Source organism: Pseudomonas sp. DSP3-2-3, assembly GCF_049898225.1.
Classification (GTDB): Bacteria; Pseudomonadota; Gammaproteobacteria; order Pseudomonadales; family Pseudomonadaceae; genus Aquipseudomonas.
Genome location: NZ_JAFCXH010000006.1, coordinates 168,501 through 195,139 on the forward strand (window position 1 = coordinate 168,501; position 26,639 = coordinate 195,139).

Here is a 26,639-nt window from a genome sequence, read left to right on the forward strand (position 1 = left end):
GCCACCGACTGAAAAAAGGCAGACAAAAAGAATGAAAGCTTACGCCGTACCCTTCGAAAAATTCGTCAACCTGGCCGATGCGCGCCTGGGCACCAAGATCATCTCCGTCACCGACGACTGGTTCGCTGACGCCAACCGTCTGTTCCAACCCACGCCTGCCGTGTTCAAGGAAGGCGTGTTCGATGACAACGGCAAGTGGATGGACGGCTGGGAATCGCGCCGCAAACGTTTCGAAGGTTACGACAGCGCGGTGATCCGCCTGGGTGTTGCCGGTTCGATCAAAGGCGTGGACATCGACACCTCGTTCTTCACCGGCAACTATCCGCCTTCGGCGTCGTTGGAAGCCTGTTTCCTGGCCTCCGGCGAACCGGATGACAACACCCAGTGGACGGAAATCCTCTCGGCAGTGGAACTGAACGGCGACAGCCATCACTTCCATGAAATCAGCAATGACCAGGCATTCAGCCACCTGCGTTTCAACATCTATCCGGATGGCGGCGTCGCGCGTTTGCGGGTCTATGGCATCCCGTTCCGCGACTGGTCGGCGGTGGCCGACAACGAGCAGGTCGATCTGGCTTCGGCGCTCAACGGCGGCCGTGCCTTGGCGTGTTCCGACGAGCACTTCGGGCGCATGAGCAACATTCTCAATCCAGGCCGGGGCGTGAACATGGGCGACGGCTGGGAAACCGCACGCCGTCGCACGCCGGGCAATGACTGGGTGATCGTCGCCCTGGGTCATGCCGGGGAAGTCGAGAAAGTTATCGTCGACACCCTGCATTTCAAAGGCAACTACCCGGACAGCTGCTCGATCCAGGGTGCATTCGTCAAAGGCGGCACCGACAATCAGATTGAAACCCAGAGCCTGTTCTGGCGCGAATTGCTGCCCAGCCAGAAACTGCAAATGCACGCCGAGCATGAGTTCGCCGAACAGATCAAGGCACTGGGGCCGATCACTCACATCCGGCTTAATGTGTTCCCGGATGGCGGGGTGAGTCGTTTGCGGGTATTAGGCAAAGTGTCGAAATGACGCTTGCGGGATCGTGGTGTTTTTAAATCCTGAATACAACAGAAGACCCAACATGCGCACATTGACCATCGAGCCGTTGACCAAAGAAGCCTTCGCCCCTTTCGGTGATGTGATCGAAACCGACGGCAGCGATCACTTCATGATCAACAACGGCTCGACCATGCGTTTTCATCGTTTGGCCGAAGTGGAAACCGCAACGCCGGATGACAAGGCGATCATCAGTATTTTCCGCGCCGAAGCGCTGCAGATGCCGTTGACGGTGTGCATGCTGGAACGCCATCCGCTGGGCAGCCAGGCCTTCGTGCCGCTGCTCGGCAACCCTTTTCTGATCGTGGTCGCGCCACTTGGCGATGTACCTGAATCAGAGTTGGCCCGCGCCTTCATTTCCAATGGCAGGCAGGGCGTTAATTACCATCGCGGCGTCTGGCACCACCCGGTGCTGACGATCGAAAAGCGGGATGACTTCCTGGTGGTTGATCGCAGTGGAACTGGCAATAACTGCGATGAGCATTTCTTCACTGAGAGCCAGAGGCTGGTTCTCGACCCCCACCAGCAGGTTGCGTGAAAACGTAGCGAGCGAAGGCAAGACAAGGCGAAAACAGGCGAGGACGCGGAGTTTAGGCTTCTAAATGAGCAGTCCGAGCCTGTTTTCAACGCAGTATTGCATGCGTAGCGCCGAAGGTGCCCAGCCCGCAGTAGTTTTCACGCCAGCTGCGATAAGAGAAGGGCCTGAATACCCTATAAGTGGTATCCGGCAAAAGGTAAAAACCGTGGAAGCACATTTGATGGAATGGCTGAATCTGAGCGTGCGCTGGATTCACATGATTGTCGGGATCGCCTGGATCGGCGCGTCCTTCTATTTCGTCTGGCTGGAGAACAACCTCAACCGGGTCAATCCGCGTGACGGTTTGTCCGGGGATTTGTGGGCCATTCATGGTGGCGGCATCTATCACCTGGAAAAATACAAGCTCGCCCCGCCGGCCATGCCCGACAATCTGCACTGGTTCAAATGGGAAGCGTATTTCACCTGGCTGTCCGGCGTCGCGCTGTTATGCGTGGTGTTCTACGCCAATCCGACCCTGTATCTGCTGGCTCCAGGCAGCAGCCTGTCCGGCCTTGAAGGCGTTGCCCTGGGCTTGGGCTCGTTGTTCGTCGGCTGGTTCGTGTACAGCTTTCTCTGCGATTCGGCCTTGGGCAAACGCCCTGCCCTGCTCGGTTTTATCCTGTTCGTGCTGCTGATCGCTGCGGCCTACGGTTTCAGCAAGGTGTTCAGCGGGCGCGGCGCTTATCTGCATGTCGGCGCGATCATCGGCACGATCATGGTCGGTAATGTGTTCCGCATCATCATGCCCGCCCAGCGCGCGCTGGTGGCGGCCATCGCCGAGAACCGCACGCCGGACCCATCGCTGCCAGCCAAGGGCCTGCTGCGTTCGCGACACAACAACTACTTCACCTTGCCGGTGCTGTTCATCATGATCAGCAACCACTTTCCGAGCACTTACGGCAGCCAATACAACTGGTTGATCCTGGCCGGCATTGCGGTTTTGGCGGTGCTGGTTCGTCACTATTTCAACACCCGACACAACAGCCATAAATACGCCTGGACCCTGCCCGTCGCGGCGCTCGGCATGTTGTGCCTGGCTTATGTGACCGGTCCTGCGCAAATGCCAAGAGCGCCGGAAGCGGCGAAGATCGACTATCAGCCGCTGCCGGGTACAGCCATTGGCGGTTATCGCCATGACGAAGCCAGGCCGGAACCTGCTCCGGCACCGGTTGAGGTTGCCAAGGCCAGCCCCGGTGTCGATTTCAACAAGGTACACAGCGTGATTCAGGAGCGCTGCGCGGTGTGTCATTCGGCCAAGCCCACCAGCCCGCTGTTCAGCACCGCACCGGCCGGAATCATGTTCGACACGCCGCAGCAGATCCAGCAACTGGCGCCGCGCATCCAGGCCCAGGCCGTGGTCTCGCAAATCATGCCGCTGGGCAACATCACCCAGATGACCCAACAGGAACGTGAGTTGCTGGGGCAATGGATTGATAAGGGGGCGCAAACGAATTGAGGCAGCCTCTAGCCTCAAGCTTTTAGCTGCAAGAAGAGGTTCACAACGGCTCTTCTTGAAGCTTGTAGCTTGCGACTTGTAGCTGCTCCCGACTACCCACAACAACCCCAAAATAAAAACAATGAGGTGTTGCATGTCCGAGTCCACTCACGCGCGCATCCCCGCCGCGCCACCAAGACAGCCCCTGCCACTGCTGCAATTATTCCTGGTGGGCCTGCAACACGTGCTTTTGATGTACGGCGGCGCCATCGCTGTGCCGCTGATCATCGGTCAGGCCGCCGGCTTGTCCCGGGAAGAAATCGCCTTTCTGTGGTGATCATCTTCGTTGAATCCACCGGCATGTTCCTCGCCCTGGGCAAGATCACCGACCGTGAAGTCACCCCGGCCATGCTGCGACGCGGTCTGCTCTGCGATGCGGCGGCGTCGTTTCTTGCGGGTTTCCTGAATACTTTCACCCACTCCTCATTCGCGCAAAACATCGGTCTGGTACAGATGACCGGCGTGCGTTGCCGATCCGTCACGGTGGTGGCCGGCGCTTTTCTGATCGCCCTGAGTCTGCTGCCCAAGGCGGCGTTTCTGGTGGCATCGATCCCGCCTGCTGTACTGGGTGGCGCGGCCATCGCGATGTTCGGCATGGTGGCGGCGACCGGGATCAAGATTCTCCAGGAAGCAGACATCGGCGACCGGCGCAACCAGCTACTGGTCGCGGTGAGCATCGGCATGGGCCTGATTCCGGTGGTGCGCCCGGAATTCTTCGCGCACCTGCCGCAATGGATGGGACCGATCACCCATAGCGGCATCGCCATGGCGACCCTCAGCGTGGTGCTGTTAAACCTGCTGTTCAATGTTCTCGGCGGCGCGGCTCGGCAATCATCGAGCGACGCCCTGCATCCGCACTGAACAAACGCGGCGGCACGGACGATAACTGGCAAGCAGACGTGCCCCAGGATCGTCACCTGTGCCCCGTCGCAGCGCACTTGAGCCTGATGGCGAGAGCCAGTATTCTCCGCCGCCGCGCCAAAACCGCACATCTTTGGATCCTGACCAACCGGACAGCTAGCTGACCGAGCGGTCAACTGCATGAGTTTCGGGAAAAACGCCTTGAATCGACAGCCCAGACAGCTTTCGATTGCACTTTTGCGCTTTTTTTATGGCATTGGCCCAGCTCTTGCTATGTATCCAACGCAGCTCAAAGCTGACCAAACAGACATGTTTTAACCGGCAATAAAAGGCGCCAAAACAGAGCGCCAAAAACAGACCTATCAACAGGGGAAACAACGCATGAAACGTACTATTTCCAGTCTGGTATATGCCGGCAGTTTGTTGGCCGCCGGACATACGATGGCCGGCGATCTTCTGCAATGGCAGAGCAACAGCCTGACGTATCTGAACGGTCGCGACTTCGCAGTCAACCCGTCAAATCAACAGACCTTCACCTTCGAACATGCTGACGGCTGGAAATACGGCGACAACTTCCTGTTTATCGACAAGATTTTTTATAACGGCAAAGGCGACGCCACTTCAGGCGATAACACCTATTACGGCGAGATCTCCCCACGCTTGTCCATGGGCAAGATTTTTGGTCAGAAATTCGAATTCGGCCCAATCTCCGACGTATTGCTCGCCGCAACGTATGAGTTTGGCGAAGGCGACAACGAGTCATACCTGATCGGTCCGGGCTTTGACTTGAAGATCCCTGGTTTCGATTACTTCCAGCTGAACTTCTACAAGCGCTATACCGACGGCCATCGCCAAGGCTACGGCGCCTGGCAGGTGACTCCGGTGTGGTCCTACACTATTCCCGTGGGCAAATCCGATATCCTGATCGACGGTTTCATGGACTGGGTCGTGGATAACAAGTCCGATCACAATGGCGAATACAAATCCAACGTGCACTTCAACCCACAGATCAAATACGACCTGGGCAAAGCGCTGAACCTGCCGGATCGCCAACTGTATGTCGGTATCGAGTACGACTACTGGTCTGACAAATATGGCATCGAAGACACCAAGTACTTCGATACCAATCAAAATACGGCCAGTTTGCTGGTGAAAGTGTTCTTCTGATCGAACGCTGGCGAGGGCCATCAGCGCCCTCGCCGATTTCACTTGGCCGCAGTCGCTTGATAGCCGCTGGATGTGAATTGTTTTTTCACATCTCTTTGACCCCTAATTCACTACCCCTTCCCTAAGATCGGCGCCAAGGCAGTCACTCGTCCCTGAGTACTCGCCCAGTTACGGTCTTCAGCACGCCCCCGTTTTACGACGCTGTCGATATCGATAATCCGCCCCAGACGATAGATAGCGCCTCATCATGGAATCACTGTTCAGCCGAATCATTGCTCATGGCCGCGCGAGCACTCAACCGGGCACCCGCGTTCCAGCGCGGTATAAGACGCTGGTGGTGACGCTGTCTTTTGCCATCCTGGCGGTATTGATCGGTATGTGGTTCCTGCGCGCACCGGCGCCGGTGGACCTGGCTCAGGGCCGCAACATGCGCAATGCGGATGTGTATGCGCGCTGGGCCAAAGGCGAACTGGTGGTGCTGGTCCGGCATGCCGAGCGCTGCGATCACTCCACCAATCCTTGCCTTGATGTCGCCGACGGCATTACGCGCAAGGGTCGGAGCTCGGCAGTGGAGCTGGGCAATTCCTTCCGCACGCTGGGCCTGGCCAATGCCGATATTTTCAGCAGCCCGCTGGCCCGAACCCGGCAGACCTCGACCTTCGCCTTCAATCAGGCAAGTGCCGGTGAAGACTGGCTGATCAACTGTCGGCGCAGCATGCTGGAGGATGTGCTGCGCCACAAAGCCGATCACCGTAATTTGATCCTGGTGACTCACAGCGAATGCATCGACCAGCTGGAGCGGTCGCTACAGGTATCGTCGCGCTCAATGCTTGATTACGGTAGCTCGCTGTTCGTCGCCGTGGATCCCCAGGACCATACCGCACACGTCCTGGGTTTCCTCGACGCGCCGGACTGGAAGTCTGTACTTGCCAAACGCCCGTAACCATCATGAATAACATCGAGCCGGGACATGCCGCGTGAATAATCCAAAACATCAGTTTTATCTAATCAATATTGGCCTGCCGCTGTTCCTGGCACTGATGGTATTTGTTGTGTTCGACTTGACGCAACTGGACGTCGCAATCAGCAATCTCTTGTATAACGCCGACACCAAGACATTCTGGCTGGAACACAACAAATTGTTCGAGAACATCACTCATCGTTGGGCACGGATCATTCCGAACTGGACAGGTGAAGCTGCGATTATCGGTGCCGTGCTGTCTTTTCTGTGGCCCCGATTCAATGCTGAAAAACATGGGCGGATGATTGCCTTTCTAGAGAGAACTCACGGCGCCAGGCTGTTGCAGTTCTGCACGCGGCACCGTCGCGATTTTCTATTCCTGGTCTTCTCCTTCGCGATAACCACCGGTGTTATCCACTACTTCAAAAGCCACACCAGCATTTACTGCCCGATCGAAACAACGCTGTATGGCGGCGCGATGGAAAAGAAAGAGTGGTTCGAAAACTTCAGCCTGCTGCGTGAGGCCGGCGAAGGCCGCTGCTGGCCCGGCGGCCATGCCTCCGGTGGTTTCACCATGCTCGCCCTGTACTTCGTCGCCCGCCGTTATCGCTGGCGGCATGCCAAAGCGCTGCTTTATTGGACGTTATTGCTCGGCATGGTTTATGGCACCACCCGGGTTTTACAAGGCTGGCACTTTATGTCGCACACATTCTGGGCCGGTATTCTGGTCTGGTTCTCGGCATTCTTTACCGCCCTGGCTTTTTATGGCCAGAGCGTGCTGGAACTACCGCTGCGTAAAGCCGATGTTCCGGCGGCCTCAGTGGCGCAAACCAAGTTCGCTGCAGACAACCAATAACCGCATCAAGAGATTTTTCATCTAAAGCTGACTCATTTTTTACTTTTGACTTGGCATTATTCATTCAGGGTCGGACGCAATGTCCGACTCTTGCGATGTAATCCACAAACAATAAATTCGCTGGCCCACTTTCGAGTTTCAAACATGAATAAACTTCCGCAGATCACGCTCGCGTTCTGGATCATGAAAATCTGTGCCACCACATTGGGCGAAACAGCCGGTGATTTGCTGTCAATGACACTGGATGTGGGCTACGCGATGAGTTCGCTGATATTGATCAGCGTCTTCGTCGCGACCTTGTTCACACAACTGGCCTCCAAACGTTACCACCCGGCGCTTTACTGGATCGTGATTCTTTCTACCAGTACGGCTGGTACAACCATGTCGGACTTCATGGATCGCACGCTCGGCCTTGGCTATGCCACCGGTTCGGCCATTCTGATCGCAGTTCTGCTGGCGATATTCGCCGTTTGGTATTTCAGTGAAAAATCACTGTCCGTTGACCGCATTACCACCCTCAAGGGTGAGCTGTTTTACTGGTTCGCAATATTGTTCTCGAACACGCTGGGCACCGCATTGGGTGACTTCCTGGCAGACGATTCAGGACTGGGCTTTGCAGGCGGAGCGTTGTTGATCGGCACCGCCATCGCCGTGGTCGTCGCGCTCAAGTTCTTCACCCGAATTTCGTCTGTGCTGCTGTTTTGGGTGGCGTTCGTCCTGACCCGGCCTTTCGGCGCAACGCTGGGCGATGTGCTGACCAAACCCGCTGAAAAAGGTGGCCTGGATTTCGGGACAGTAGGCTCGTCACTGGTGTTACTGACAGTACTGGTCGCATTGGTGGTGCTGGCGACGTTCTACAACAGCCAGAAGAACCCGAGAATAAACCAGCCGCAACTGGCCGCTGTTGAGGATAACTGAGGTTGTCGCCGTCAATTCCTGGGCATATTACGAATCCCGCGGTAAGTCCCACGGCAACGGTTTACCCGCGCGAATGTTCGAATTGATCGAGCGCAGCAGCTCCAGCGGATCACGGTCGGTGCGGGCGTGGCTTTGCTCGTCGACCCAGCTCGTGACCTGTTTGCGCTCAAGACTCGGTCGCAGATGAAGAATCTCTACCAACTGGCGCTCGCACTGTTGTGCATACGCAACGACGCTGGAAAACAAAGGACTATTACCACTCATTGAGTCGAACCTCGCCATTCAGGCCCTGATACGTTTCCAGATTTTCCCGGCAACGGTCACCAGCAATACCAGCAGTGCGCCCGCTACCAACCCCGCGACGGCGTCAATGACCGTCGGGACAACCATTGAAAAGCCACCCACCGCCTCGGCAGCACGCTGGGTCAGGTTTTCGCTCCAGTGATGCGCGAACGGCAGGCCGTGGGTGAGGATACCGCCGCCGACCATGAACATGGCAGCGGTGCCGACAATGGACAGCACCTTCATCAACACCGGTGCCAGCCAGAGCAACGCGCTGCCCAGCCCTTGCAGCGCCGCATTGGCGCCTTTCTTCAAATGCAGCCCAAGGTCATCAAGCTTGACGATACCGGCTACCAGGCCATAAACGCCGACAGTGATGAGCACCGCCACGATCACCAGCACGCCGACCTGATCCATGAACGGCCGGGTGGAAACCACGCCCAAGGCCAGCACGATAATTTCGGCGGAAAGAATGAAGTCGGTGCGAATCGCGCCTTTGATGCGGTCTTTTTCGAAGGCAACCATGTCGACATTCTGGTCGACGGTCGCTTGCTTGCGTTGCTGGTGCTGCGCTTCGGTTTCGGGGTGCAGCCATTTGTGCGCGATCTTTTCAAAACCCTCGAAGCACAGGAAAGCACCGCCAATCATCAACAGCGGCAAAATCCCCCACGGTGCGAAGGCACTGATCAGCAATGCGGCGGGCACCAGAATTGCCTTGTTAAGCAGTGAGCCCTTGGCCACGGCCCAAACCACCGGCAACTCACGGTCAGCGCTGACGCCGGTGACTTGCTGCGCGTTGAGCGCAAGATCATCGCCCAGCACACCGGCGGTTTTCTTTGTAGCGAGCGCGACATCGTCAAGCAGCGTTGCGATGTCATCCAGAAGAGTCAGCAAGCTTCCAGCAGCCACAGGCAATATCCTTAAAACAATCAATGAAAATCAATCTGGCGCTATTGAACCATAGCCGTGCCGGCAAGTGCCGCGATCTTGAGGCTCGCGTGAGGGCGGTGCTACCATGCGCCTCCGCTGAACGGGCAAGGAAACCTCTGGTTTATGAGCAGTATTCGCGAGCGCAATAAAGAGCTGATCCTGCGTGCAGCCAGTGAAGAGTTCGCCGACCGGGGATTTGCGGCCACCAAGACCAGCGACATCGCCGCCAAGGCCGGTCTGCCCAAACCCAATGTCTATTACTACTTCAAATCCAAGGAAAACCTCTATCGCGAGGTGCTCGAAAGCATCATCGAGCCCATCCTGCGTGCCTCGACGCCCTTCAATCGTGAAGGTGTACCGGCGCAAGTGCTCAGCGCCTACATCCGCTCCAAGATCCGTATTTCCCGCGAACTGCCGTTTGCCTCGAAAGTATTCGCCAGCGAGATCATGCACGGCGCGCCGCACCTGACGCCGGAGCAGGTCGAACAGCTCAACGGCCAGGCGCGGCACAACATCGAATGCATCCAGGCCTGGATCGACAGCGGGCAGATCGCCGGGATCGATCCCCATCACCTGATGTTCACCATCTGGGCCGCGACGCAGACCTACGCGGATTTCGACTGGCAGATTTCCACGGTCACCGGCAAAACCAGGCTCGACGATGCGGATTACGACGCGGCCGCTGAGACGATTATTCGGCTGGTGCTCAAGGGTTGTGAGCCCGACTGACCTGTTGGAGCGAGCGGGCGGCGTTCCGACTTGCCCGCGAATCAGGCGCATTGGTACGCCAGATTCACCGCGTTATCGTTCTTCGCGGGCAAGCCTCCAACGGATCTACGCACCATTCGCGACAGGACGTACAGCCGATGCATTTGCGTCTACTGGAATGCCGTCTTCCCGGCTAAAGCCGGTCCCACAAGTGGGACCGGCTTTAGCCGGGAAGGCGTCGGTTCAGACAGTACGTCTGCGGCGCCTGGCGGTTGCCCCCAGACATAGAATCTCCAACGAGCCGCGCCAAAACCCGAACAACAAAAAACCCGCCGAAGCGGGTTTTTTGCATGACCATTCCAACATCCTGTCAGTAGCCGTCCTGGCAATGGTCGATCATCCCTGATCCCGTAGCGCTTCCTTGGCTGCGGTTGTTGGATCCAATGTTATGCCTCTGCGGTGGGCAGCAATAGAGCGAACTTCCCGACTTCGTGTAAGCCTTTGGCTATACGTGGATTTGCCTTACAAAAATTTACGAACTGTCTCTCACGTTTGGCAGTCGCGGGCCGACAGTATGTAGAGGACGATCGGAATGGATGCTCTCACTATTCCTTTCCGGAGTAGCCCTCGACGCACTGGCTTGGTTCAGGCGCAGACTGCGAAAACAATAAAAATACGGAGTAATCGTCATGACTATGCGCAACTTATCGATCAGCCGCCGTCTCTGGCTGATTCTCATAGTGTCCGTATTGATGCTGTGCACGCTGACGGCGGCGATGCTCAAACAGGTTCATAGCGATCTGTACGACGCCAAAGCCCAGAAAACCATGCACGTGGTGCAAACCGCCAGCGGCATTCTCGAGTACTACCACGGCCTGGAAACCGCCGGAACGCTCACCAAAGACCTGGCTCAGGAGCAGGCGCTCAGCGCCATTCGCAGCCTGCGTTACAACCAGAACGACTACTTCTGGATCAACGATCTGCGCCCGGTGATGATCATGCACCCGGTCAGCCTGAAATTGATCGGTCAGGATTTGTCAGCGATCAAGGACCCGGACGGTTTCGCTCTCTTCAATGAAATGGTTGCGGTGGCCAAGTCCAAAGGCGCCGGGATGATCCAGTACCGTTGGCCAAAACCGGGTGCCAGCGAACCTGTGCGGAAAATTTCCTATGTGCAACTCTTCGCACCCTGGGGCTGGATCCTGGGCTCCGGCGTTTATGTTGACGATGTCTCGGCCGAGTTCCAGCAGCAAGTCTGGCGCGCCGTGTTGTTCAGCCTGGCGATTGTGCTAGTCATGGCATTGCTGGTCATCCTGATTGGCCGCAGCATTGTCCGGCCATTGCGCGAGTCGGTGCAGGCGATGGCCGACATTGCCAGTGGCGAAAGCGATCTGACGCGTACGTTGCAAACCCACGGCAACGACGAAATTACCCAACTGGCGAGGCATTTCAACGCCTTCACCGCCAAGCTGCGCGGCGTGGTGAGCCAGTTGCAAACCTCCGCCAATGGCCTGGAACAGGCTTCCACTGACCTGGGCCATAACGCCGAACAGGCCCAGGCGCGCAGCCAGCAGCAATCGCAACAGATGGAGCTGGTGGCCACCGCCGTCAATGAAGTCACCTACGGCGTCCAGGACGTGGCGAAGAATGCCGAACATGCCGCCAATGAAATGCGCGATGCGGAAGCTCAGGCCCATCAGGGCCAGGTCAATATCGACAGCAGCCTGCGCCAGATCGATCACCTGTCCGGCACGATCAATCAGGCCGTTGAAGTAATCCGGACCCTGGCGGCGGAAAGCACGCAGATTGGCAGCGTCCTGGAAGTCATCAGTTCCATCGCCGAGCAGACTAACCTGCTAGCCCTCAACGCCGCCATCGAAGCGGCCCGGGCCGGCGAACAGGGCCGGGGTTTTGCGGTGGTTGCCGATGAGGTGCGCTTGTTGGCGCAGCGCACGCAGAAATCCACGGCAGAAATCCAGGCGATGATCGAGCGTTTGCAAACCCACTCCAACGCGGCGGTCAAAGTCATTGCCGACAGCAGCCGTTCGTCCCAGCTGACCATCGAGCAGGCCAATCAGGCGGGCCAGAGCCTGACTTCCATCAGTCAGGCACTGCGCAACCTCAACAGCCTGAACGCATCGATTGCCAGCGCGACCCTGCAACAATCCCACGTTGTCGAGGACATCAATCAGAACGTCACCCAGGCCGCGCAACTGTCGCAAACCACCGCCATCGCCGCCGAGCAATCGAGTGGTGCCAGCCTGCATCTGCGCAATTTGAGCGAGCAACTCAACAGCCTGCTCAAGCAATTCCGCGTCTGAATACACCGGGGCCGGGAACGCAGTTTCCCGGCCTTGTCTTCACTTCCCTCCGTCCTGCCCGATCATCGGCCAATCAATCCAGCCTGCCAGGCCCGACTACGCTTGCGTTGCCTGACGTATTGCTCATAGGCTCACCCGACTTTTGCTTCGGAAGACACCATGGACAGCAACATCAGTCGGCGCGAACAGCTGCGCATCATCATTTTCCAGACCGACACTCCGGCGGGTCGACGCTTCGACAAGACGCTGCTGGCGGTGATCCTGTGCAGCCTTATCGTGGTGATCCTCGACAGTATCCCGACCATCCACGCCAACTATGCGGACTTGCTGGCGTATATCGAGTGGGGCTTCACAGCGCTATTTCTCGCCGAGTACATCCTGCGTCTGTACTGCTCGCCGCGACCGCTGCAGTACGCATTCAGCTTCTATGGGCTGGTTGACCTGCTGGCCATCGTCCCCGGGATCCTCGCGATTTATTACAGCGATGCGCAATACCTGTTGATCATCCGGATCGTACGGATGCTGCGTATTTTCCGGGTGCTCAAGCTCAGCCCCTATCTGAAGCAGGCCAACTATCTGCTGGCAGCGCTGCGCGGCAGCAAACAGAAAATCATCGTGTTTCTGGTCAGCGTTTCGACGCTGGTCATTGTGTTCGGCACCCTGATGTACGTAATCGAAGGGCCGGAACATGGCTTCACCAGTATTCCCACCGGGATTTACTGGGCCATCGTGACCCTGACCACCGTTGGCTTCGGCGACATCGTGCCCAAGACGCCGCTGGGACAGATACTGTCTTCGCTGGTGATGATTACCGGTTATTCGATCATTGCCGTACCCACCGGGATCTTCACTGCCGAGCTGGCCAATGCCATGCGCGGCGAACAGTTGCAGCACGATTGCCCGGTATGCGCCAAGAACACCCACGAGCACGGAGCGGCGTTCTGTTCGCGTTGCGGCAATCAGCTGTTTCCACGTACCAGTGAAAAGGCATAACCCAATAATTTTTTAATCTATAAAGGCCTAAGGCTGTCCAGTTATAGTCGCGGGCAATAAGCCATCAATTTTATAAGAACGCTCATCTACAAAAGGAATGTGCAGTGAACAAACTTTTCGCCGCCTCGTTACTGGCAGCAGGCCTGGCTTTGAGCAGCGCAGCTCAGGCTGCCCCGACTCTGCTCAACGTGTCGTATGACGTGATGCGGGACTTCTACAAGGATTACAACGCTGCGTTCCAGAAGCACTGGAAAGCCGATCACCAGGAAGATATCGCGGTGCAGATGTCGTTCGGTGGTTCGAGCAAGCAAGCGCGCTCGGTGATCGACGGCCTGCCCGCCGACGTGATCACCATGAACATGGCCACCGACATCAATGCCTTGGCCGACAATGGCAAGCTGGTCCCGGACAACTGGGTTACCCGCCTGCCGAACAACAGCGCGCCGTTCACCTCCGCAACCGTGTTCATCGTGCGCAAGGGCAACCCCAAAGCCCTGAAAGACTGGCCTGACCTGATCAAAAGCGGCGTTGAAGTCATCGTACCCAACCCGAAAACTTCGGGTAATGGCCGCTACACCTATCTGTCGGCCTGGGGTTACACCCTGAAGAATGGCGGCGATGAAGCAGCAGCGAAGAAGTTCGTCGGCCAACTGTTCAGCCATGTTCCGGTACTCGATACCGGCGGCCGTGGCGCGACCACAACCTTCATGACCAACCAGATCGGCGACGTGCTGATCACCTTTGAGAACGAAGCGGAGATGATCGCCCGGGAATTTGGTCGCGACCAGTTCGAGGTGATTTACCCAAGCGTTTCGGCAGAAGCCGAGCCGCCGGTGAGCGTGGTCGACAAAGTCGTCGACAAGAAAGGCACCCGCGCCGCCGCTGAGGAATACCTGAAGTACCTGTGGTCGCCTGAAGGCCAGGAAATCGCCGCCGCCAACTACCTGCGTCCGCGCGACCCGGCGGTGCTGGCCAAATACACCGATCGGTTCCCGAAAGTAGACTTCCTGTCGGTTGAGAAAACCTTCGGCGACTGGCGCACCGTGCAGAAGACCCATTTCAACGATGGCGGCGTGTTCGACCAGATTTATCCGGCGAAGTAACTCAATCGCGCTGTAGGAGCCTCGCCAACAAGTTGGCTCCTACAGGCTGTGTGAAAACGTCACGAGCGAAGGCAAGACAAGGCAAAAACAGGCGGAAAAGCGGAGTCCAGGTGTTCTAAATGAGCATTTTCCGCCTGTTTTTAACGCAGTATTGCCGAGCGCAGTAGTTTTCACACAGCCTGTACAGATTACAAACCCTTACATATCGAGTTACAAGATCCCCTTCTCTCCCGCTCATACCTGGGCCAAGCACTCTAAAGATTTCCTACAAGTCGTCGATAAACTTCCTACACCAAACGCACATGGAGTGACGACATGGAAATCTCTTTGACTGCCGGCTCGACCCTGGCATCGACAATGCGACTCAACCCATCCAGCCAGACCCTGACCGCGCAGCCCATCAGCGAGGATCAGAAATCGGCGTTCAGCAACGCCACGCCGGCGGCGATTTATCATCCAAGTGAAGCAGCCCAGGCGCTAAGTCAGACCACATCGACTCAGCCCATGGTCGTCGTAAACACCTATGGTCGTCCTCAGTCTGCCGATTTCCCGGCGATGGCCAAGCTCCAGCAAGGTGCTTTTTATGGTTTGAAGTCCGCGTTCGAGGAGTTCAACTCAGCCCTTGCGTCCGCTTTCCCGGACCTCGCCGAGAAGAAATTCGGTTTCACCATCGAGGCCGACGGCAAACTCAAGGCGCTCAACAGCGCGGGCGAGCTCAGCGCTACCGATATGGATCAACTGGATAAACTGCTGAACGCCTCCAGCTCGCTGAAAAGCGCTGCCGGCACCTACCGGGATGCTTCCATAGATCTGGTGGCGGCCGACGGAACCTGGGGCGGCTCTTATCTGGGCGATTACCAGCTGGACAAGGACAATTTCGCCAGCACCATTGATCTGGCGGCGTTGTTCATCCCCAAAGGCACCACGCCTAATCCTGAAGCCATCGCGGGTTGGTTCTCGCACCAGCTATGGAGCAAAGGTGAACTCGCGACGCCAGAATCGCATGCGGTCATCCTGGCCTCCCGCGACGCCGCACGCCACGCGCAGGAAGCGGCTGAGACAGCGAAGGGCTGAGATCTCCCGTCGTCCAGAGGCCGCGTAGTCGCGCGACAAACACCGACACCTGTTGGAACGAGGCATTCGCGGGCAAGCCTCGCTCCAACAGAATCGGCGAACGGCTTGCCTCCGCTGCGAAAACAGAGCACTGCGACTCAAGAGCGCGAGAGTGGATACGCAGGCAGTTCGGACCTCCGGCAGCCGACTTTCTACAGAGTTTTCAATTCCCGAACTGACGGCTCAAACCCGCTGGCACACCGCTGGAATCGGTTTCCTGCCACGGGCCGTTGGCCGTGGTTGACCAGCTCCAGCCGCTGTTCCAGCGGTAGTAAGTCCGCTGGCGATAGAAGGTGTTCGGTTGGTCATCCAGCACATGAACGCCCAGCCTCGCATCCCAGTGACTGTTGCCACCCGGTGGCGGCGCGAAGTTGGCCGAGGTCTTCGGGCCTGCCGCAGGGGCCTTGGGCGGTTGCGGAGCGCTTGGCTTACCCGGCGCCGATGGTTTGCCGGGCAAACTCTGGATCGGCTCCTGACTGCGTGGGCCGGTAGGCTGGACCGCACAGGCGCTCAGGCCAAGGACCATACCCAACAAGGTGATGCGTGCTGCGCGGTACATAAGCGGATTCTCTACTGATCTGGACTGTCGATGGTGAGCGTCTGCAACGCCGTGACGCTGCTGGCCAGCGGCTTGCTGCGGCCGATCCACTCGCCGGTGGTCGGCTGGCCTGCACGGGATACCCGCGCCACCAGTTGGACTTCAGGGAAGTTCGACAGTTTCAGTTGCGGCATCATCGCGTCGGCGTCTGCCAGTTCGACTTCTGCGGGCAAGTCCGCGATCGTCACGCGCTTGACTGCCAGAGGCGCTGGCGGGCCTTTGATCGCGCGGGCGAAGATGAACACGCTGTCGCCCGGCGCTACCTTGGCTTTCAGTTCCGGCGCCAGATCAACCCGAACTTTGATGCGTGCCGTCTGGCTCGCTGCAACCGCAGGTGCCTGAACAACGCCACCGCTGGCCGTGAGTTTCTCACTGGCACGGGCGATGCCGCCTTCCAGCGCCGAGCGGGACGGATCCTGCGGCGGCAGGACCGCCAACAGACGCTTCCAGTAATCCACGGCTTGCTGATAACGCTCGGTCTCGAAAGCGGCGATGCCTAACAGGCCCAGGCTGGTGACTTCCTTCGGATCGGCCTTGAGGGCCTCATCGGTCAGCGCCTGGACTTGCGCGGTGAATTTCTTGCCGCCGGCGAAGTACAACGCCTGCGCCCATTGCCCCAGGAGTTCCGGCGGCCGTCCGGCCAGGGCCGCGGCACGTTCGAACATCGCCGCAGCATCTGCCGGACGATCCTGGGCCATGTAGGTGCGCGCCAGAAAGTAAATCCCTTCGGCCGAATCCGGCTGGGCCTTCACTGCGCGTTCCAGGCGGCTGGTCATTTCCTGCAGGGAACCAGGTGGCTGCGCAAACTCGCGAGTCAGCTCGACCTTGTCACTGGCGCCGAAATGCAGATACAACGCCAGACCCAGAACCGGCACTAGTACCGCCGCCAGCAATGGCAGAGGCTTGCCCAGACGTAAGGTGCGCAGCGGTTCGACGCCCTCGGTGTCAGCCAGCAGCTCTCGGGCAGCTTCGGCGCGGCCATTGTCCATCTGCACCGCAGACAACACGCCCTCCGCCTGCTGACCTTGCAACTCGGCCACACGTTCCTGATACAGGGCGACGTTGAGCGCCGTGCGGTCTTCTTCGCTTTGCGCACGACGGCCACGCAGGACGGGGATCAACAGGAAACTCAGGGCCACCAGCAACAACAGGCCAGCAGCTAGCCAGAAATCAATCATTCGCGGTTTTTATCCAACAGGTGGGCGAGGCGCTGACGCTCCTCGTCGGAAAGGGCGTCGGTGTCGTTGCGACCCTGGCCACGGCGACGTACGACAATCACGCCGATCACCAACAGGCCGCCGATCAGCAGACCGGCCGGGCCGAACCAGAGAATCCAGGTGCGGGAGGTGAGAGCCGGCTTGTAGCGCACGAAGTCGCCGTAGCGGTCGACCATGAAATCAATGATCTGCTGATTGCTCTGCCCTTCGCCGAGCATGCGGAAGATTTCCTTGCGCAGGTCGGCGGCAATCGGGGCGTTGGAATCGGCAATGTCCTGATTCTGACACTTGGGGCAACGCAGCTCTTTGGTCAGCTCGGCATAACGCGCGCGTTCGGCGTCATCGCGAAACTCATAGGCATCGATGGCGGCGTGGGCCACGCTCGCGCAGCTTAAAGCGAGCAAGACAGCAGCGACCGTCCGCCGAATTATCAGCGGGAGCGAGCTTGCTCGCGAAAAGGCCGGTGCATCCGCAGCCTTTTTGGCGGCAGCTGCATTGCATTCGCGAGCAAGCTCGGCTCCCACAGAAGCTTGCACAACCCGTGGGAGCGAGCTTGCTCGCGAAAACGCCGGTGCATCCGCAGCATGTTTGGCGTCAGTAACGTCGCATTCGCGAGCAAGCCCGGCTGCTACAGAAGTCCGCAAATCCAGGCGCTTCATTGGCGAGCCTCATCAACCAACCCCTGATACAACCCGGCCAGTTGCTCACGCCACACGGTTTCGTCGATCACGCCGACGTACTTGTGACGAATGATGCCTTTGCTGTCGATCAGGAACGTCTCCGGCGCGCCGTAAACGCCCAGATTCAGGCCCAGGCTGCCCTGTTCGTCGCGGATGTTCAGCACATATGGGTTATGAAAGTCCTGAAGCCATTTCAGGGCGTCGGCATTCACATCCTTGTAGTTGATGCCGTAGATCACCACGCCTTGCTGAGCCAGTTTGTTGAGCACCGGATGCTCGACCCGGCAAGCCACGCACCAGGTGCCCCAGACGTTGACCAGCGCCGGTTTGCCTAGCAGGTCGGCGCGGGTCAGCACCTTGTCGCCCTGCACCTGAGGCAGGGAAAACTCGGGGAATGGCTTGTTGATCAAGGCCGATGGCAACTCGGCCGGGTCCAGGTACAGACCGCGATAAAGAAACACCGCGACAGCGAGGAAAATCGCCAGCGGCAACAACAGAATCCAACGCTTCATACCGCCGCCTCCGCGAGGCCCAGGGCATCACGCACTTTGCTTTTCACCTTGACCCGGTAACGCTTGTCCATCGCGGCCAATATGCCGCCCAACGCCGTGATCAAACCGCCGAACCAGATCCAGCGCACGAAAGGCTTGACGTGAACGCGTACCGCCCAGGCGCCATCACCCAACGGTTCGCCCAGCGCCACGTACAGGTCGCGGGTAAATCCGGCGTCGATACCGGCTTCGGTCATCATCGATTGCTGCACGGTGTACAGGCGTTTTTCCGGGTGCAGGATGGTCACTTGCTTGCCGTCTTCAAGGACGCGAATGGTGGCGCGATCCGAGGTGAAGTTCGGCCCCTGGTAATGTTTGGCGCCATCGAATACGAACATGTAGCCACCCAGTTCCATGGATTCGCCGGGCGCCAGACGCAGGTCGCGTTCAGCACTGTTCTGGCTGGAAAGCACCACACCCAGAGCGCACACGGCGATCCCGATGTGCGCAACCTGCATGCCCCAATAGCTGCGGGTCATGCCGCGCGCGCCTTTGATCAAACCTTTGTGGCGAGTCTTGTCCAGCAAGTCGCGAACGCCTGCCAGCAATACCCACGCAGCAAGCATGAAGGTCGCCAGCACCGCCCAGTGGAAATCGTCCATGGCGAAACCGGCGATCACTGCCAGTACAGCGCTGCCGATCAGGACCGGTGCCAGCATGCTCAGCAGCCATTTGACCGGCGTGTCTTTCCAGCGCACCAGCACACCGACCGCCATCACCGCCATCAGCAGGCCCATCAAGGGTACGAACAGTGCGTTGAAATACGGCGGGCCAACGGACATCTTCGCGCCGCTCAGGGCGTCGAGCACCAGCGGGTACAGGGTGCCGAGCAGAATCATCGAGGCCGCCACCACCAATACCAGATTGTTGCCCAGCAGCAGGGTTTCCCGCGACCACAGGCCAAAGCCCACATGGCTTTTCACCACCGGCGCGCGGAAGGCGAACAAGGTCAGCGAACCGCCCACGACGAACAGCAGGAAAATCAGAATGAAGACGCCGCGCGCCGGGTCGGAAGCGAACGCGTGAACCGAGGTCAAGACGCCGGAGCGCACCAGGAATGTCCCCAGCAGGCTCAGGGAAAACGCCGCGATGGCCAGCAGCACGGTCCAGCTCTTGAACACGCCGCGTTTTTCCGTGACCGCCAGGGAGTGGATCAACGCCGTGCCGACCAGCCAGGGCATGAACGAGGCGTTTTCCACCGGGTCCCAGAACCACCAGCCGCCCCAGCCAAGTTCGTAATAGGCCCACCAGGAGCCCAGGGTGATGCCGATGCCGAGGAACGCCCAGGCAACGATGGTCCAAGGCCGCGACCAGCGCGCCCAGGCCGCATCGAGACGCCCGCCGAGCAATGCGGCGATGGCGAAGGCGAAGGCCACCGAAAAACCGACATAGCCCATGTAGAGCATCGGCGGATGCACGATCAGGCCAATGTCCTGCAACAACGGATTGAGATCGCGGCCGTTGGCTGGAATTTGCGGCAGGATGCGCGAGAACGGATTGGAGGTGAGGATCAGGAACAGCATGAAGCCGATGCTGATCATGCCCATCACCGCCAGCACGCGAGCCAGCATCACCTGAGGCAATTGCCTGGAGAAGATCGACACAGCGAAGGTCCACGCGCCGAGGATCACCGCCCAGAGCAGCAGCGAACCTTCGTGAGCGCCCCATACGGCGCTGAACTTGAAGTACCACGGCAAGGCGCTGTTGGAGTTTTCCGCTACGTAGGCCACGGAAAAGTCGTCGGTCATGAATGCATAGGTCAGACAGCCGAAAGCGAAAATCAGAAACGTGAACTGCCCCCACGCTGCTGGCTGTGCCAGGCCCATCCACATACGATCGCCGCGCCATGCGCCCATCAGCGGCACGAAGGCCTGCACGACGGCGAAGCACAGCGCCAGAATCATGGCCAGATGGCCGAGTTCAGGAATCATGGTTCAACCCTGCCTGGAAGGTGAAGAAGGCGACGCCGGTGCAGCCTGACCGCTCTCTTTGAGCGCCTTGGTGACTTCAGGCGGCATGTACTTTTCGTCGTGCTTGGCCAGCACTTCATCGGCAACCACCACGCCATCGGCGTTGAGTTTGCCCAGTGCGACGATGCCCTGCCCTTCGCGGAACAGATCCGGCAGGATGCCGCGATAAGTGATGGTCACCGACTTGTTGAAATCGGTGACGATGAACCTGACGTCCAGCGAATCCCCGGAGCGTTGCAGCGACCCTTTTTCCACCATGCCGCCGGCCCGAATACGCGTGTCATACGGGGCTTCGCCGTTGGCGATCTGGCTCGGGGTATAGAACAGGTTGATGTTTTCCTTCAGGGCACTCAAGGCCAGGGTGACGGCAACAGCGACCCCGGCCAGTATCGCGACGATGATCAACAGACGCTTTTTACGCAGCGGATTCACTTCTGGCTCTCCCAGCGCAAACGACGCGCCTCTTGTTGCAGATAACGTCGACGCGCCAATACCGGCAGCGCCACGTTGATCGCCAGCACCGACAGGCAAATGCCGTAGGCCGACCAAACGAACAGACCATGGTGACCCATGGCCAGGAATTCACCGAATGAAGCAAAATTCATTGTGCGCCTTCCTTCGCAGAGGGGTGGCCCAGGGATTTGAGCACCTCGGCCTTGACCCAACTGGCGCGCGCCTCGCGCTTTAGCACTTCAAGACGCATGCGCAGCAGCAGGACCGCACCAAAGAAACAGTAGAAACCCAGCACCGTGAACAGCAACGGCAGCCACATTTCGGCGGGCATCGCCGGTTTTTCGGTGAGGCTGAACGTGACGCCCTGATGCAGGGTGTTCCACCATTCCACCGAATATTTGATGATGGGGATGTTGATCACCCCGACAATCGCCAGCACCGCACAGGCCTTGGCGGCGCTGTCACGATTACTGATCGCGTTGCCCAGGGCAATAAGACCGAAGTACAGGAAAAGCAGAATCAACATGGACGTAAGGCGTGCATCCCAGACCCACCACGAACCCCAGGTCGGTTTGCCCCAGATGGCTCCGGTGACCAGCGCCACGGCAGTCATCCAGGCACCAATGGGCGCGGCGCTTTGCAGGGCCACATCGGCGATCTTCATTTTCCACACCAGACCGACCACACCGCAGACCGCCAGCATGATGTAGCAGGACTGGGCGAGCATGGCCGCCGGCACGTGGATGTAGATGATGCGAAAGCTGTTGCCTTGCTGATAATCCGGTGGCGCAAAAGCCAGGCCCCAGACCACGCCGATACTTATGAAGAGTACCGCCGCGATGCTCAGCCAGGGCAGCAGACGTCCGCTGATGCCGTAGAACCATTTCGGTGAGCCGAGCTTATGGAACCAGGCCCAACTCACGCCGCTTTTAGCGCTGTTTTTCGTCACGCTGCCTTTCATCAAGCCGCCTTTCATCACGGTGTAGCTCGGGTTTTTACTGACACGTCCGATATCGGCCGGTCAGAACCTCAATTATTCGCCGACGCTGATTTTCAGGCCAGCCGCTATTGCAAAGGGTGTCAGGGTTACCGCAAGGGCGGTCAGGCTGCCAAGCCAGAGCAGGTACCCTGTTGCCGGCATGCCTTGCAGGGCTGCTTGCAACGCGCCACTGCCCAGAATCAGAACCGGGATGTACAACGGCAGAATCAGCAGCGCCAGCAACAGGCCGCCGCGCTTGAGCCCCACCGTCAATGCCGCGCCTACTGCTCCCAGCAGGCTCAATACCGGCGTACCCAGCAACAACGAAAACAACAGAACCGGCAGGCAATGGCTGGGTAAACCGAGCATCAAGGCCAGCAACGGTGCCAACAATACCAGTGCCAGCCCGGAGAAAGCCCAGTGTGCCAGCACCTTGGCCAGGACCAGAAGGGCCAGGGGGTGCGACGAAAGGACCCACTGCTCAAGGGAACCGTCCTCGAAATCACTGCGAAACAGGCCGTCCAGCGAGAGCAGCACGGACAATAACGCCGCTACCCAGACTAACCCCGGCGACAAGGTTTGCAACAATTGAGTCTCCGGTCCGACCGCCAGCGGGAACAACGCGATGACGATGGCGAAGAACACCAGCGGGTTGGCCAGCTCTGCCGGACGACGGAACAACAGCCGTGCTTCGCGCGCGACCAGCAGGGTAAACACATGACTCATACGGACCACTGCCCCAGATCAATATCCCGATAACCTGCCGGCATGCGCGTCAGGGTGTGGTGCGTGGTGAGGACGATCATCCCGCCCCGCTCGCAATGCTCTGCCAGATGATTTTCCAGCTGCGCGACCCCTTGTTTATCCAGCGCGGTAAAGGGTTCATCGAGAATCCAGATCGGTGGACTGTCCAGATACAGTCGGGCCAGCGCGACCCGGCGCTGCTGCCCGGCCGACAACGTGTGGCAAGGCACATCTTCGAATCCGCGCAGACCGACGGCTTCCAGCGCTTGCCAGATGTCGGCAGACTCCGCAGGGCAATGCAGGGCGCAGAGCCAGGCGAGGTTTTCCACCGGTGTCAGCAAATCCTTGATCCCGGCGGCATGACCAATCCACAACATATTGCGCGCCAGTTCGGCACGTTGCGCGGCCAGTGGTTGACCCTTGACGCGGATTTCACCGAAGGTCGGCTGCATCAGACCCGACAACAACCGCAACAGACTGGTCTTGCCGCTGCCATTCGGGCCGCTGATCTGCAGCATGTCGCCGGCTTGCAGGGACAGGTCCAGGTGCTCGAAAAGCATCCGCCAGTCACGCTCGCAGGCCAGGTCATGTGCCTGCAAAACAGGGGTAGAAGGAGTCATTGATGATTCCAGGCGCTGAGTTGTCGCCTCAAGACACGCCAGACAGGGCGCAAGCCGAAGAAATGGCTGTTCAAGTCGGCGTGAAAACGGCCGCTATATTGATACGAATTCATTGCATATCCGGCCCGGTCGCGACCGGGCCGCATTATACATGGCATGTCCCGGTACAAGAGGGCAATTTCAACAAGGTCACGATCCATGACAGGTGATATCACCAGCCTCCAACCGACGACTGCGGCCGCTGCCCTGGTCCGCGCCGGCCTTTCTCCCGCGCAGGTCCTGACCTTGCTGCAACCGATGGAAAATCTCCTGCCGCCGGGTGAAACCATCGATGCCCAAGTGGTGACGCTCAAACAGCTGAGTCAGAGTTTTCAGTTACTGCTCAGCCTGGCCACCAGCAATGGCGGCCAGACCAGCGTTCAAGTGGAAAGCGCCCTGCCCTTCACGCCGGGCACCAGTCTTTCCGTGGCGCAAGCATCCTCCAATACCCTGACGCTGAACTTGCAGCAGATCAATACCGCGCTGAATAACGCGCAAACCAGCATCGACATCAAGCAATTACCAGTGGGCACCTTGCTGCAAGGCCGAGTCTTGACCACTCAGGTGATCAACGACGTCCTCAGTCAAATGAGTGGCGAAGCCGCCACCAAGTCCAATGTCCAGCCCGGCGCGCAGTTGCCAGCCCAGCAAATCCAGCCAGCGCTGTATCGCTCCATGGTGCTGCTGCTCAATACCGCGCTGGCCGGCACGACCCTGACCATCGAAAGCCCGCGGCCGCTGACCACCGGGACCTTGCTCAGCGCTCAGGTGCAAGGCTCCCAGGCGTTGAGCTTTGTGCCCCTGCCTGCCCGCCTCGATCAATTGGCATTGAGCCAGCAGCTCACCACCCAGCAAAATCGCCAAGGCTCGCTGGACGTGCTGATCAATGCCCTGCGCAACCTGCCAGCATCGAGCCCGGCGATTTCCGCGCCTTTGCAGGCGAGCATCAACCAACTCCTGGCGGACTTGCCGGACGTCGAACAGATGACCAATCCCAAGACCGTCGCCCAGGCGATCAGCACAAGTGGGTTGTTCATGGAGGCCAAATTGCTGACCGGTCTGAACCCGATGGCCGGGCCGGACCTGAAAGCCAATCTGATGCGGGTGATTCAACAGATTCTGCCTGGCTTACCCGGTGGGCCGGGTTATGACGCCGCAGCCGCGTCTAACATGCTGACCCGCTCCATGCCCGGCGCCCTGCGCAGCGTTCTGGGCACCATGGGCCTGGTGGCCGCCCCAGCGCTGCCGATTCATTTCCCGCTGCCGTCGCGCTCAGTGAAAGGTGGCGGCAAGGAAGACGACCTGGAGATGCTGCTCAAGCTGGCGGCGGCGGCCGTCTCGCGCCTGCAAAGCCATCAGCTGGGCGGGCTGGAGCAGACGCGCACTACGGCCGATGGCGGTCAGCTGACCACCTGGCAGCTGGAAATCCCCATGCGCAATGCGCACGACATCGTACCGCTGCAGGTCAAAGTGCAGCGCGAAGACACGCCTGAAAAAGACAAATCCACGGACAAGGACGAAAGCGAGGTCGGCGAACCCAGGGAAAAACTCTGGAAGATTGATCTGGCGTTCGACCTGGCCCCATTGGGCCCCTTGCAAGTGCAAGCGCAACTGATTCGCGGCAACCTGTCGAGCCAGCTGTGGGCCGAACGCGCCGACAGCGCTGCGTTGATCAGCCGCGAACTTGGCCATCTTCGCGAACGGCTGGTGGCATGCGGCTTGACCGTCGGTAACCTGGAATGTCGCCAGGGCACCCCTCCTCAAGGTGCGCGCACCACCCTCGAACGCCGCTGGATAGACGAGAACGCCTGATGAGCCAATTGGAACATGCCCCACGCCAGGCCATCGCCCTTAGCTACGATGGCCAGCACACCCCGACCTTGAGCGCCAAGGGCGACGACCAGCTCGCCGAAGCGATCCTGGCCATTGCCCGGGAATATGAAGTGCCAATCTACGAAAATGCCGAGCTGGTCAAACTTCTGGCACGCATGGAACTGGGCGACAGTATCCCCGAACCGCTTTACCGCACGATTGCCGAGATCATCGCCTTTGCCTGGCATTTGAAAGGCAAGTTCCCCGAAGGCCGCGACCCGAACGCACCGCCGGTGGAGCGGGATATCACGCCGAAGTGGTGAGGCCTGAATTTTCGTGAAAGCACACGATCCCGCCGTCCCTGAGGGACCGAGACTTGCTCACGACTGCTTCGAATCGGAGTGGCACCAACAGCATTCGCGGTGCGGCTTATTGAGGTTTCGCCCTGACGGTCGAGTCCATTTTGTTTCGGCAAAATAGACGAAAACCATCTGCGCTGACGTCCGGCCCCCGCTTCGCGGCGGTTCCTTCGCTCCGGCATCGTGGTGGGGCGACGCGCCGACGGGCCATCCATGGCCCAACGGCGCTCGCTCGGCATCCATGCCGAGCGCACCCCACCACGACACCTCCACTCAGCCTCCCGACGCGCGTTTGGCGGCGTCTGTCATATCGCGGCACGGAAAAGCGAACATCAAAAGCCCGAGCGATACCGTTGGAGATTCTATGTTCGTAAGCAACTCTCAGCGCTGATTATTACCATGCAGCTTGGTCATCAGCTGGGCTTCGGCCTGGGTCAGGCCGCAGGCCTGGGTGAGTTCGTCGATGCTGGCGCCCATGCCGACCAGTCGCGCGGCCTGGGCGAAGGACAAGCTGGAAGGGTCGCGCTGTTCAAGTGCGGTGAGCTTGTCAGGCAGAGGCCCGACAATCGCCCGTAGCTCGTGCAAGGCTTCGCCCATTTTCACCGTGCCGTTCTGGAAGTTATCCACACGCCTGGCCAGATCCCGATAGCGCTGGTCGCGCAAGGTATCAGCTTCTTCGCGTGCAAGATCAAGCCGGCGCTGGCGCTTGGTATGCGCCAGGAACATTCCCAGGGTCACGACCCAGAGAATGCCCAGAAAGATGACAGCAACCTCAAGGATCAATCAGATGTTCTCCAGATCCGACCACTCTTCTTCGGACATCATCTTGTCCAGCTCGACGAGGATCAACAGTTCGCCGTTCTTGTTGCACACGCCCTGAATGAACTTGGCGGATTCGTCATTACCGACGTTTGGCGCGGTTTCGACTTCCGACTGACGCAGATAAACCACTTCAGCCACGCTGTCGACCAGAATCCCGACCACTTGCTTGTCGGCTTCGATGATCACGACACGCGTGTTGTCGCTGACTTCCACCGGCTCCAGGCCAAAACGCTGGCGGGTGTCGATGACCGTGACCACGTTGCCGCGCAGGTTGATGATGCCCAGCACATAGCTCGGCGCACCCGGCACCGGAGCGATTTCGGTGTAGCGCAGCACTTCCTGGACCTGCATCACGTTGATGCCATACGACTCATTATCCAGGCGGAAGGTAACCCACTGCAGAATAGGATCTTCGGAACCTTGTGCGGACGACTTCTTCATACCCCTAACCCCTCA

At 58.9% G+C, this 26,639-nt stretch carries 29 protein-coding genes and 1 pseudogene; 16 read left to right on the forward strand and 14 right to left on the reverse strand.

The genetic code is table 11. The features are described 5' to 3' along the window. The first annotated feature begins 31 nt into the window (after nucleotides 1-31). The 9 genes and pseudogenes from alc to ACP7E4_RS09700 all read left to right on the forward strand — a co-directional run bounded on the left by alc (nucleotide 32) and on the right by ACP7E4_RS09700 (nucleotide 7,889). Nucleotides 32-1,027 carry an allantoicase gene (gene alc, locus ACP7E4_RS09660; protein WP_426113245.1) on the forward strand — a complete coding sequence of 332 codons (996 nt, stop codon included), beginning with the start codon at nucleotides 32-34 and terminating at the stop codon, nucleotides 1,025-1,027. Between the two features lie 52 nt (nucleotides 1,028-1,079). Next, the gene (locus ACP7E4_RS09665) at nucleotides 1,080-1,592 is read left to right on the forward strand and encodes an ureidoglycolate lyase (RefSeq protein ID WP_426113243.1); all 513 of its coding nucleotides are present in this window, start codon (nucleotides 1,080-1,082) and stop codon (nucleotides 1,590-1,592) included. Between the two features lie 205 nt (nucleotides 1,593-1,797). Then, nucleotides 1,798-3,087 (forward strand): urate hydroxylase PuuD, encoded by a 1,290-nt coding sequence (locus ACP7E4_RS09670; protein WP_426113241.1) that lies wholly within the window; start codon nucleotides 1,798-1,800, stop codon nucleotides 3,085-3,087. A gap of 232 nt (nucleotides 3,088-3,319) precedes the next feature. Further along, nucleotides 3,320-3,403 (forward strand): hypothetical protein, encoded by an 84-nt coding sequence (locus ACP7E4_RS09675; RefSeq protein WP_426224889.1) that lies wholly within the window; start codon nucleotides 3,320-3,322, stop codon nucleotides 3,401-3,403. Next, nucleotides 3,391-3,987 (forward strand): annotated as a pseudogene (locus ACP7E4_RS09680) (solute carrier family 23 protein); the annotation flags it as partial. The gene ACP7E4_RS09675 and the pseudogene ACP7E4_RS09680, both read left to right, overlap by 13 nt. Before the next feature lie 381 nt (nucleotides 3,988-4,368). Further along, entirely contained in the window at nucleotides 4,369-5,154 is a 786-nt protein-coding gene (locus ACP7E4_RS09685) for an outer membrane protein OmpK (RefSeq protein ID WP_426113237.1), read from the forward strand. 247 nt (nucleotides 5,155-5,401) lie between these two features. Continuing rightward, nucleotides 5,402-6,097 (forward strand): histidine phosphatase family protein, encoded by a 696-nt coding sequence (locus ACP7E4_RS09690; RefSeq protein ID WP_426113235.1) that lies wholly within the window; start codon nucleotides 5,402-5,404, stop codon nucleotides 6,095-6,097. Between the two features lie 97 nt (nucleotides 6,098-6,194). Then, nucleotides 6,195-6,971 (forward strand): phosphatase PAP2 family protein, encoded by a 777-nt coding sequence (locus ACP7E4_RS09695; RefSeq protein WP_426113584.1) that lies wholly within the window; start codon nucleotides 6,195-6,197, stop codon nucleotides 6,969-6,971. 144 nt (nucleotides 6,972-7,115) lie between these two features. Then, entirely contained in the window at nucleotides 7,116-7,889 is a 774-nt protein-coding gene (locus ACP7E4_RS09700) for a hypothetical protein (protein WP_426113233.1), read from the forward strand. Nucleotides 7,890-7,916: 27 nt separating this feature from the next. On the opposite strand, the gene ACP7E4_RS09705 is transcribed toward ACP7E4_RS09700, so the two are convergent. Both ACP7E4_RS09705 and ACP7E4_RS09710 read right to left on the reverse strand, forming a co-directional pair. After that, nucleotides 7,917-8,153 carry a hypothetical protein gene (locus ACP7E4_RS09705; protein WP_426113231.1) on the reverse strand — a complete coding sequence of 79 codons (237 nt, stop codon included), beginning with the start codon at nucleotides 8,151-8,153 and terminating at the stop codon, nucleotides 7,917-7,919. Nucleotides 8,154-8,171: 18 nt separating this feature from the next. Further along, a complete protein-coding gene (locus tag ACP7E4_RS09710) occupies nucleotides 8,172-9,080 on the reverse strand; it encodes a DUF808 domain-containing protein (protein ID WP_426113229.1) in 909 nt (302 codons plus the stop codon). A gap of 144 nt (nucleotides 9,081-9,224) precedes the next feature. On the opposite strand from ACP7E4_RS09710, the gene ACP7E4_RS09715 reads away from it, so the two are divergent. From ACP7E4_RS09715 to ACP7E4_RS09735, 5 genes are all read left to right on the forward strand, one after another. Next, nucleotides 9,225-9,830, forward strand: a complete 606-nt coding sequence (locus tag ACP7E4_RS09715; protein ID WP_426113227.1) for a TetR/AcrR family transcriptional regulator — start codon at nucleotides 9,225-9,227, stop codon at nucleotides 9,828-9,830. A 668-nt stretch (nucleotides 9,831-10,498) separates the two neighbouring features. Next, nucleotides 10,499-12,130: a methyl-accepting chemotaxis protein gene (locus tag ACP7E4_RS09720; protein ID WP_426113225.1), complete on the forward strand. Its 1,632-nt coding sequence runs from the start codon at nucleotides 10,499-10,501 to the stop codon at nucleotides 12,128-12,130. A gap of 159 nt (nucleotides 12,131-12,289) precedes the next feature. Beyond that, nucleotides 12,290-13,123 (forward strand): ion transporter, encoded by an 834-nt coding sequence (locus tag ACP7E4_RS09725; RefSeq protein WP_426113223.1) that lies wholly within the window; start codon nucleotides 12,290-12,292, stop codon nucleotides 13,121-13,123. A 104-nt stretch (nucleotides 13,124-13,227) separates the two neighbouring features. Further along, nucleotides 13,228-14,226 (forward strand): sulfate ABC transporter substrate-binding protein, encoded by a 999-nt coding sequence (locus ACP7E4_RS09730; protein ID WP_065833538.1) that lies wholly within the window; start codon nucleotides 13,228-13,230, stop codon nucleotides 14,224-14,226. Between the two features lie 315 nt (nucleotides 14,227-14,541). Then, nucleotides 14,542-15,300: a hypothetical protein gene (locus ACP7E4_RS09735; protein ID WP_426113221.1), complete on the forward strand. Its 759-nt coding sequence runs from the start codon at nucleotides 14,542-14,544 to the stop codon at nucleotides 15,298-15,300. Nucleotides 15,301-15,502: 202 nt separating this feature from the next. Here ACP7E4_RS09735 and ACP7E4_RS09740 read toward each other — a convergent pair whose 3' ends face one another. The 10 genes from ACP7E4_RS09740 to ccmA all read right to left on the reverse strand — a co-directional run bounded on the left by ACP7E4_RS09740 (nucleotide 15,503) and on the right by ccmA (nucleotide 23,151). Continuing rightward, nucleotides 15,503-15,898 carry a hypothetical protein gene (locus ACP7E4_RS09740; RefSeq protein WP_426113219.1) on the reverse strand — a complete coding sequence of 132 codons (396 nt, stop codon included), beginning with the start codon at nucleotides 15,896-15,898 and terminating at the stop codon, nucleotides 15,503-15,505. 11 nt (nucleotides 15,899-15,909) lie between these two features. Then, nucleotides 15,910-17,115 (reverse strand): c-type cytochrome biogenesis protein CcmI, encoded by a 1,206-nt coding sequence (gene ccmI, locus ACP7E4_RS09745; RefSeq protein ID WP_426113217.1) that lies wholly within the window; start codon nucleotides 17,113-17,115, stop codon nucleotides 15,910-15,912. Beyond that, entirely contained in the window at nucleotides 17,112-17,582 is a 471-nt protein-coding gene (locus ACP7E4_RS09750; RefSeq protein ID WP_426113582.1) for a cytochrome c-type biogenesis protein, read from the reverse strand. Before ACP7E4_RS09750 ends, ccmI begins: the two co-directional genes overlap by 4 nt. Before the next feature lie 227 nt (nucleotides 17,583-17,809). Continuing rightward, nucleotides 17,810-18,346, reverse strand: a complete 537-nt coding sequence (locus tag ACP7E4_RS09755; RefSeq protein WP_426113215.1) for a DsbE family thiol:disulfide interchange protein — start codon at nucleotides 18,344-18,346, stop codon at nucleotides 17,810-17,812. Continuing rightward, on the reverse strand, nucleotides 18,343-20,316 hold the full coding sequence (locus ACP7E4_RS09760) for a heme lyase CcmF/NrfE family subunit (protein ID WP_426113213.1): 1,974 nt from the start codon (nucleotides 20,314-20,316) through the stop codon (nucleotides 18,343-18,345). Before ACP7E4_RS09760 ends, ACP7E4_RS09755 begins: the two co-directional genes overlap by 4 nt. Nucleotides 20,317-20,319: 3 nt before the next feature. After that, nucleotides 20,320-20,787 carry a cytochrome c maturation protein CcmE gene (gene ccmE, locus ACP7E4_RS09765; protein WP_426113211.1) on the reverse strand — a complete coding sequence of 156 codons (468 nt, stop codon included), beginning with the start codon at nucleotides 20,785-20,787 and terminating at the stop codon, nucleotides 20,320-20,322. Further along, the gene (ccmD, locus tag ACP7E4_RS09770; protein WP_065833546.1) at nucleotides 20,784-20,960 is read right to left on the reverse strand and encodes a heme exporter protein CcmD; all 177 of its coding nucleotides are present in this window, start codon (nucleotides 20,958-20,960) and stop codon (nucleotides 20,784-20,786) included. Before ccmD ends, ccmE begins: the two co-directional genes overlap by 4 nt. After that, nucleotides 20,957-21,769 (reverse strand): heme ABC transporter permease, encoded by an 813-nt coding sequence (locus ACP7E4_RS09775; RefSeq protein ID WP_426113209.1) that lies wholly within the window; start codon nucleotides 21,767-21,769, stop codon nucleotides 20,957-20,959. The genes ccmD and ACP7E4_RS09775 overlap by 4 nt, the downstream gene beginning before the upstream one ends. A 72-nt stretch (nucleotides 21,770-21,841) precedes the next feature. Continuing rightward, nucleotides 21,842-22,513 (reverse strand): heme exporter protein CcmB, encoded by a 672-nt coding sequence (ccmB, locus tag ACP7E4_RS09780; protein WP_065833547.1) that lies wholly within the window; start codon nucleotides 22,511-22,513, stop codon nucleotides 21,842-21,844. Next, the gene (gene ccmA, locus ACP7E4_RS09785) at nucleotides 22,510-23,151 is read right to left on the reverse strand and encodes a cytochrome c biogenesis heme-transporting ATPase CcmA (protein ID WP_426113207.1); all 642 of its coding nucleotides are present in this window, start codon (nucleotides 23,149-23,151) and stop codon (nucleotides 22,510-22,512) included. Before ccmA ends, ccmB begins: the two co-directional genes overlap by 4 nt. 198 nt (nucleotides 23,152-23,349) lie before the next feature. Here ccmA and ACP7E4_RS09790 point away from each other — a divergent pair, with 198 nt between their 5' ends. Further along, nucleotides 23,350-25,002, forward strand: a complete 1,653-nt coding sequence (locus ACP7E4_RS09790; protein ID WP_426113205.1) for a flagellar hook-length control protein FliK — start codon at nucleotides 23,350-23,352, stop codon at nucleotides 25,000-25,002. Next, the gene (locus ACP7E4_RS09795; protein ID WP_331148833.1) at nucleotides 25,002-25,325 is read left to right on the forward strand and encodes an EscU/YscU/HrcU family type III secretion system export apparatus switch protein; all 324 of its coding nucleotides are present in this window, start codon (nucleotides 25,002-25,004) and stop codon (nucleotides 25,323-25,325) included. The genes ACP7E4_RS09790 and ACP7E4_RS09795 overlap by 1 nt, the downstream gene beginning before the upstream one ends. Nucleotides 25,326-25,742: 417 nt before the next feature. Here the strand turns inward: ACP7E4_RS09795 and ACP7E4_RS09800 are convergent, their stop codons facing one another. Together ACP7E4_RS09800 and ACP7E4_RS09805 are read right to left on the reverse strand one after the other, a co-directional pair. Further along, nucleotides 25,743-26,144 (reverse strand): DUF2802 domain-containing protein, encoded by a 402-nt coding sequence (locus ACP7E4_RS09800; RefSeq protein ID WP_426113203.1) that lies wholly within the window; start codon nucleotides 26,142-26,144, stop codon nucleotides 25,743-25,745. Further along, the gene (locus tag ACP7E4_RS09805) at nucleotides 26,145-26,624 is read right to left on the reverse strand and encodes a chemotaxis protein CheW (RefSeq protein WP_020294171.1); all 480 of its coding nucleotides are present in this window, start codon (nucleotides 26,622-26,624) and stop codon (nucleotides 26,145-26,147) included. Between the last annotated feature and the right edge of the window lie 15 nt (nucleotides 26,625-26,639).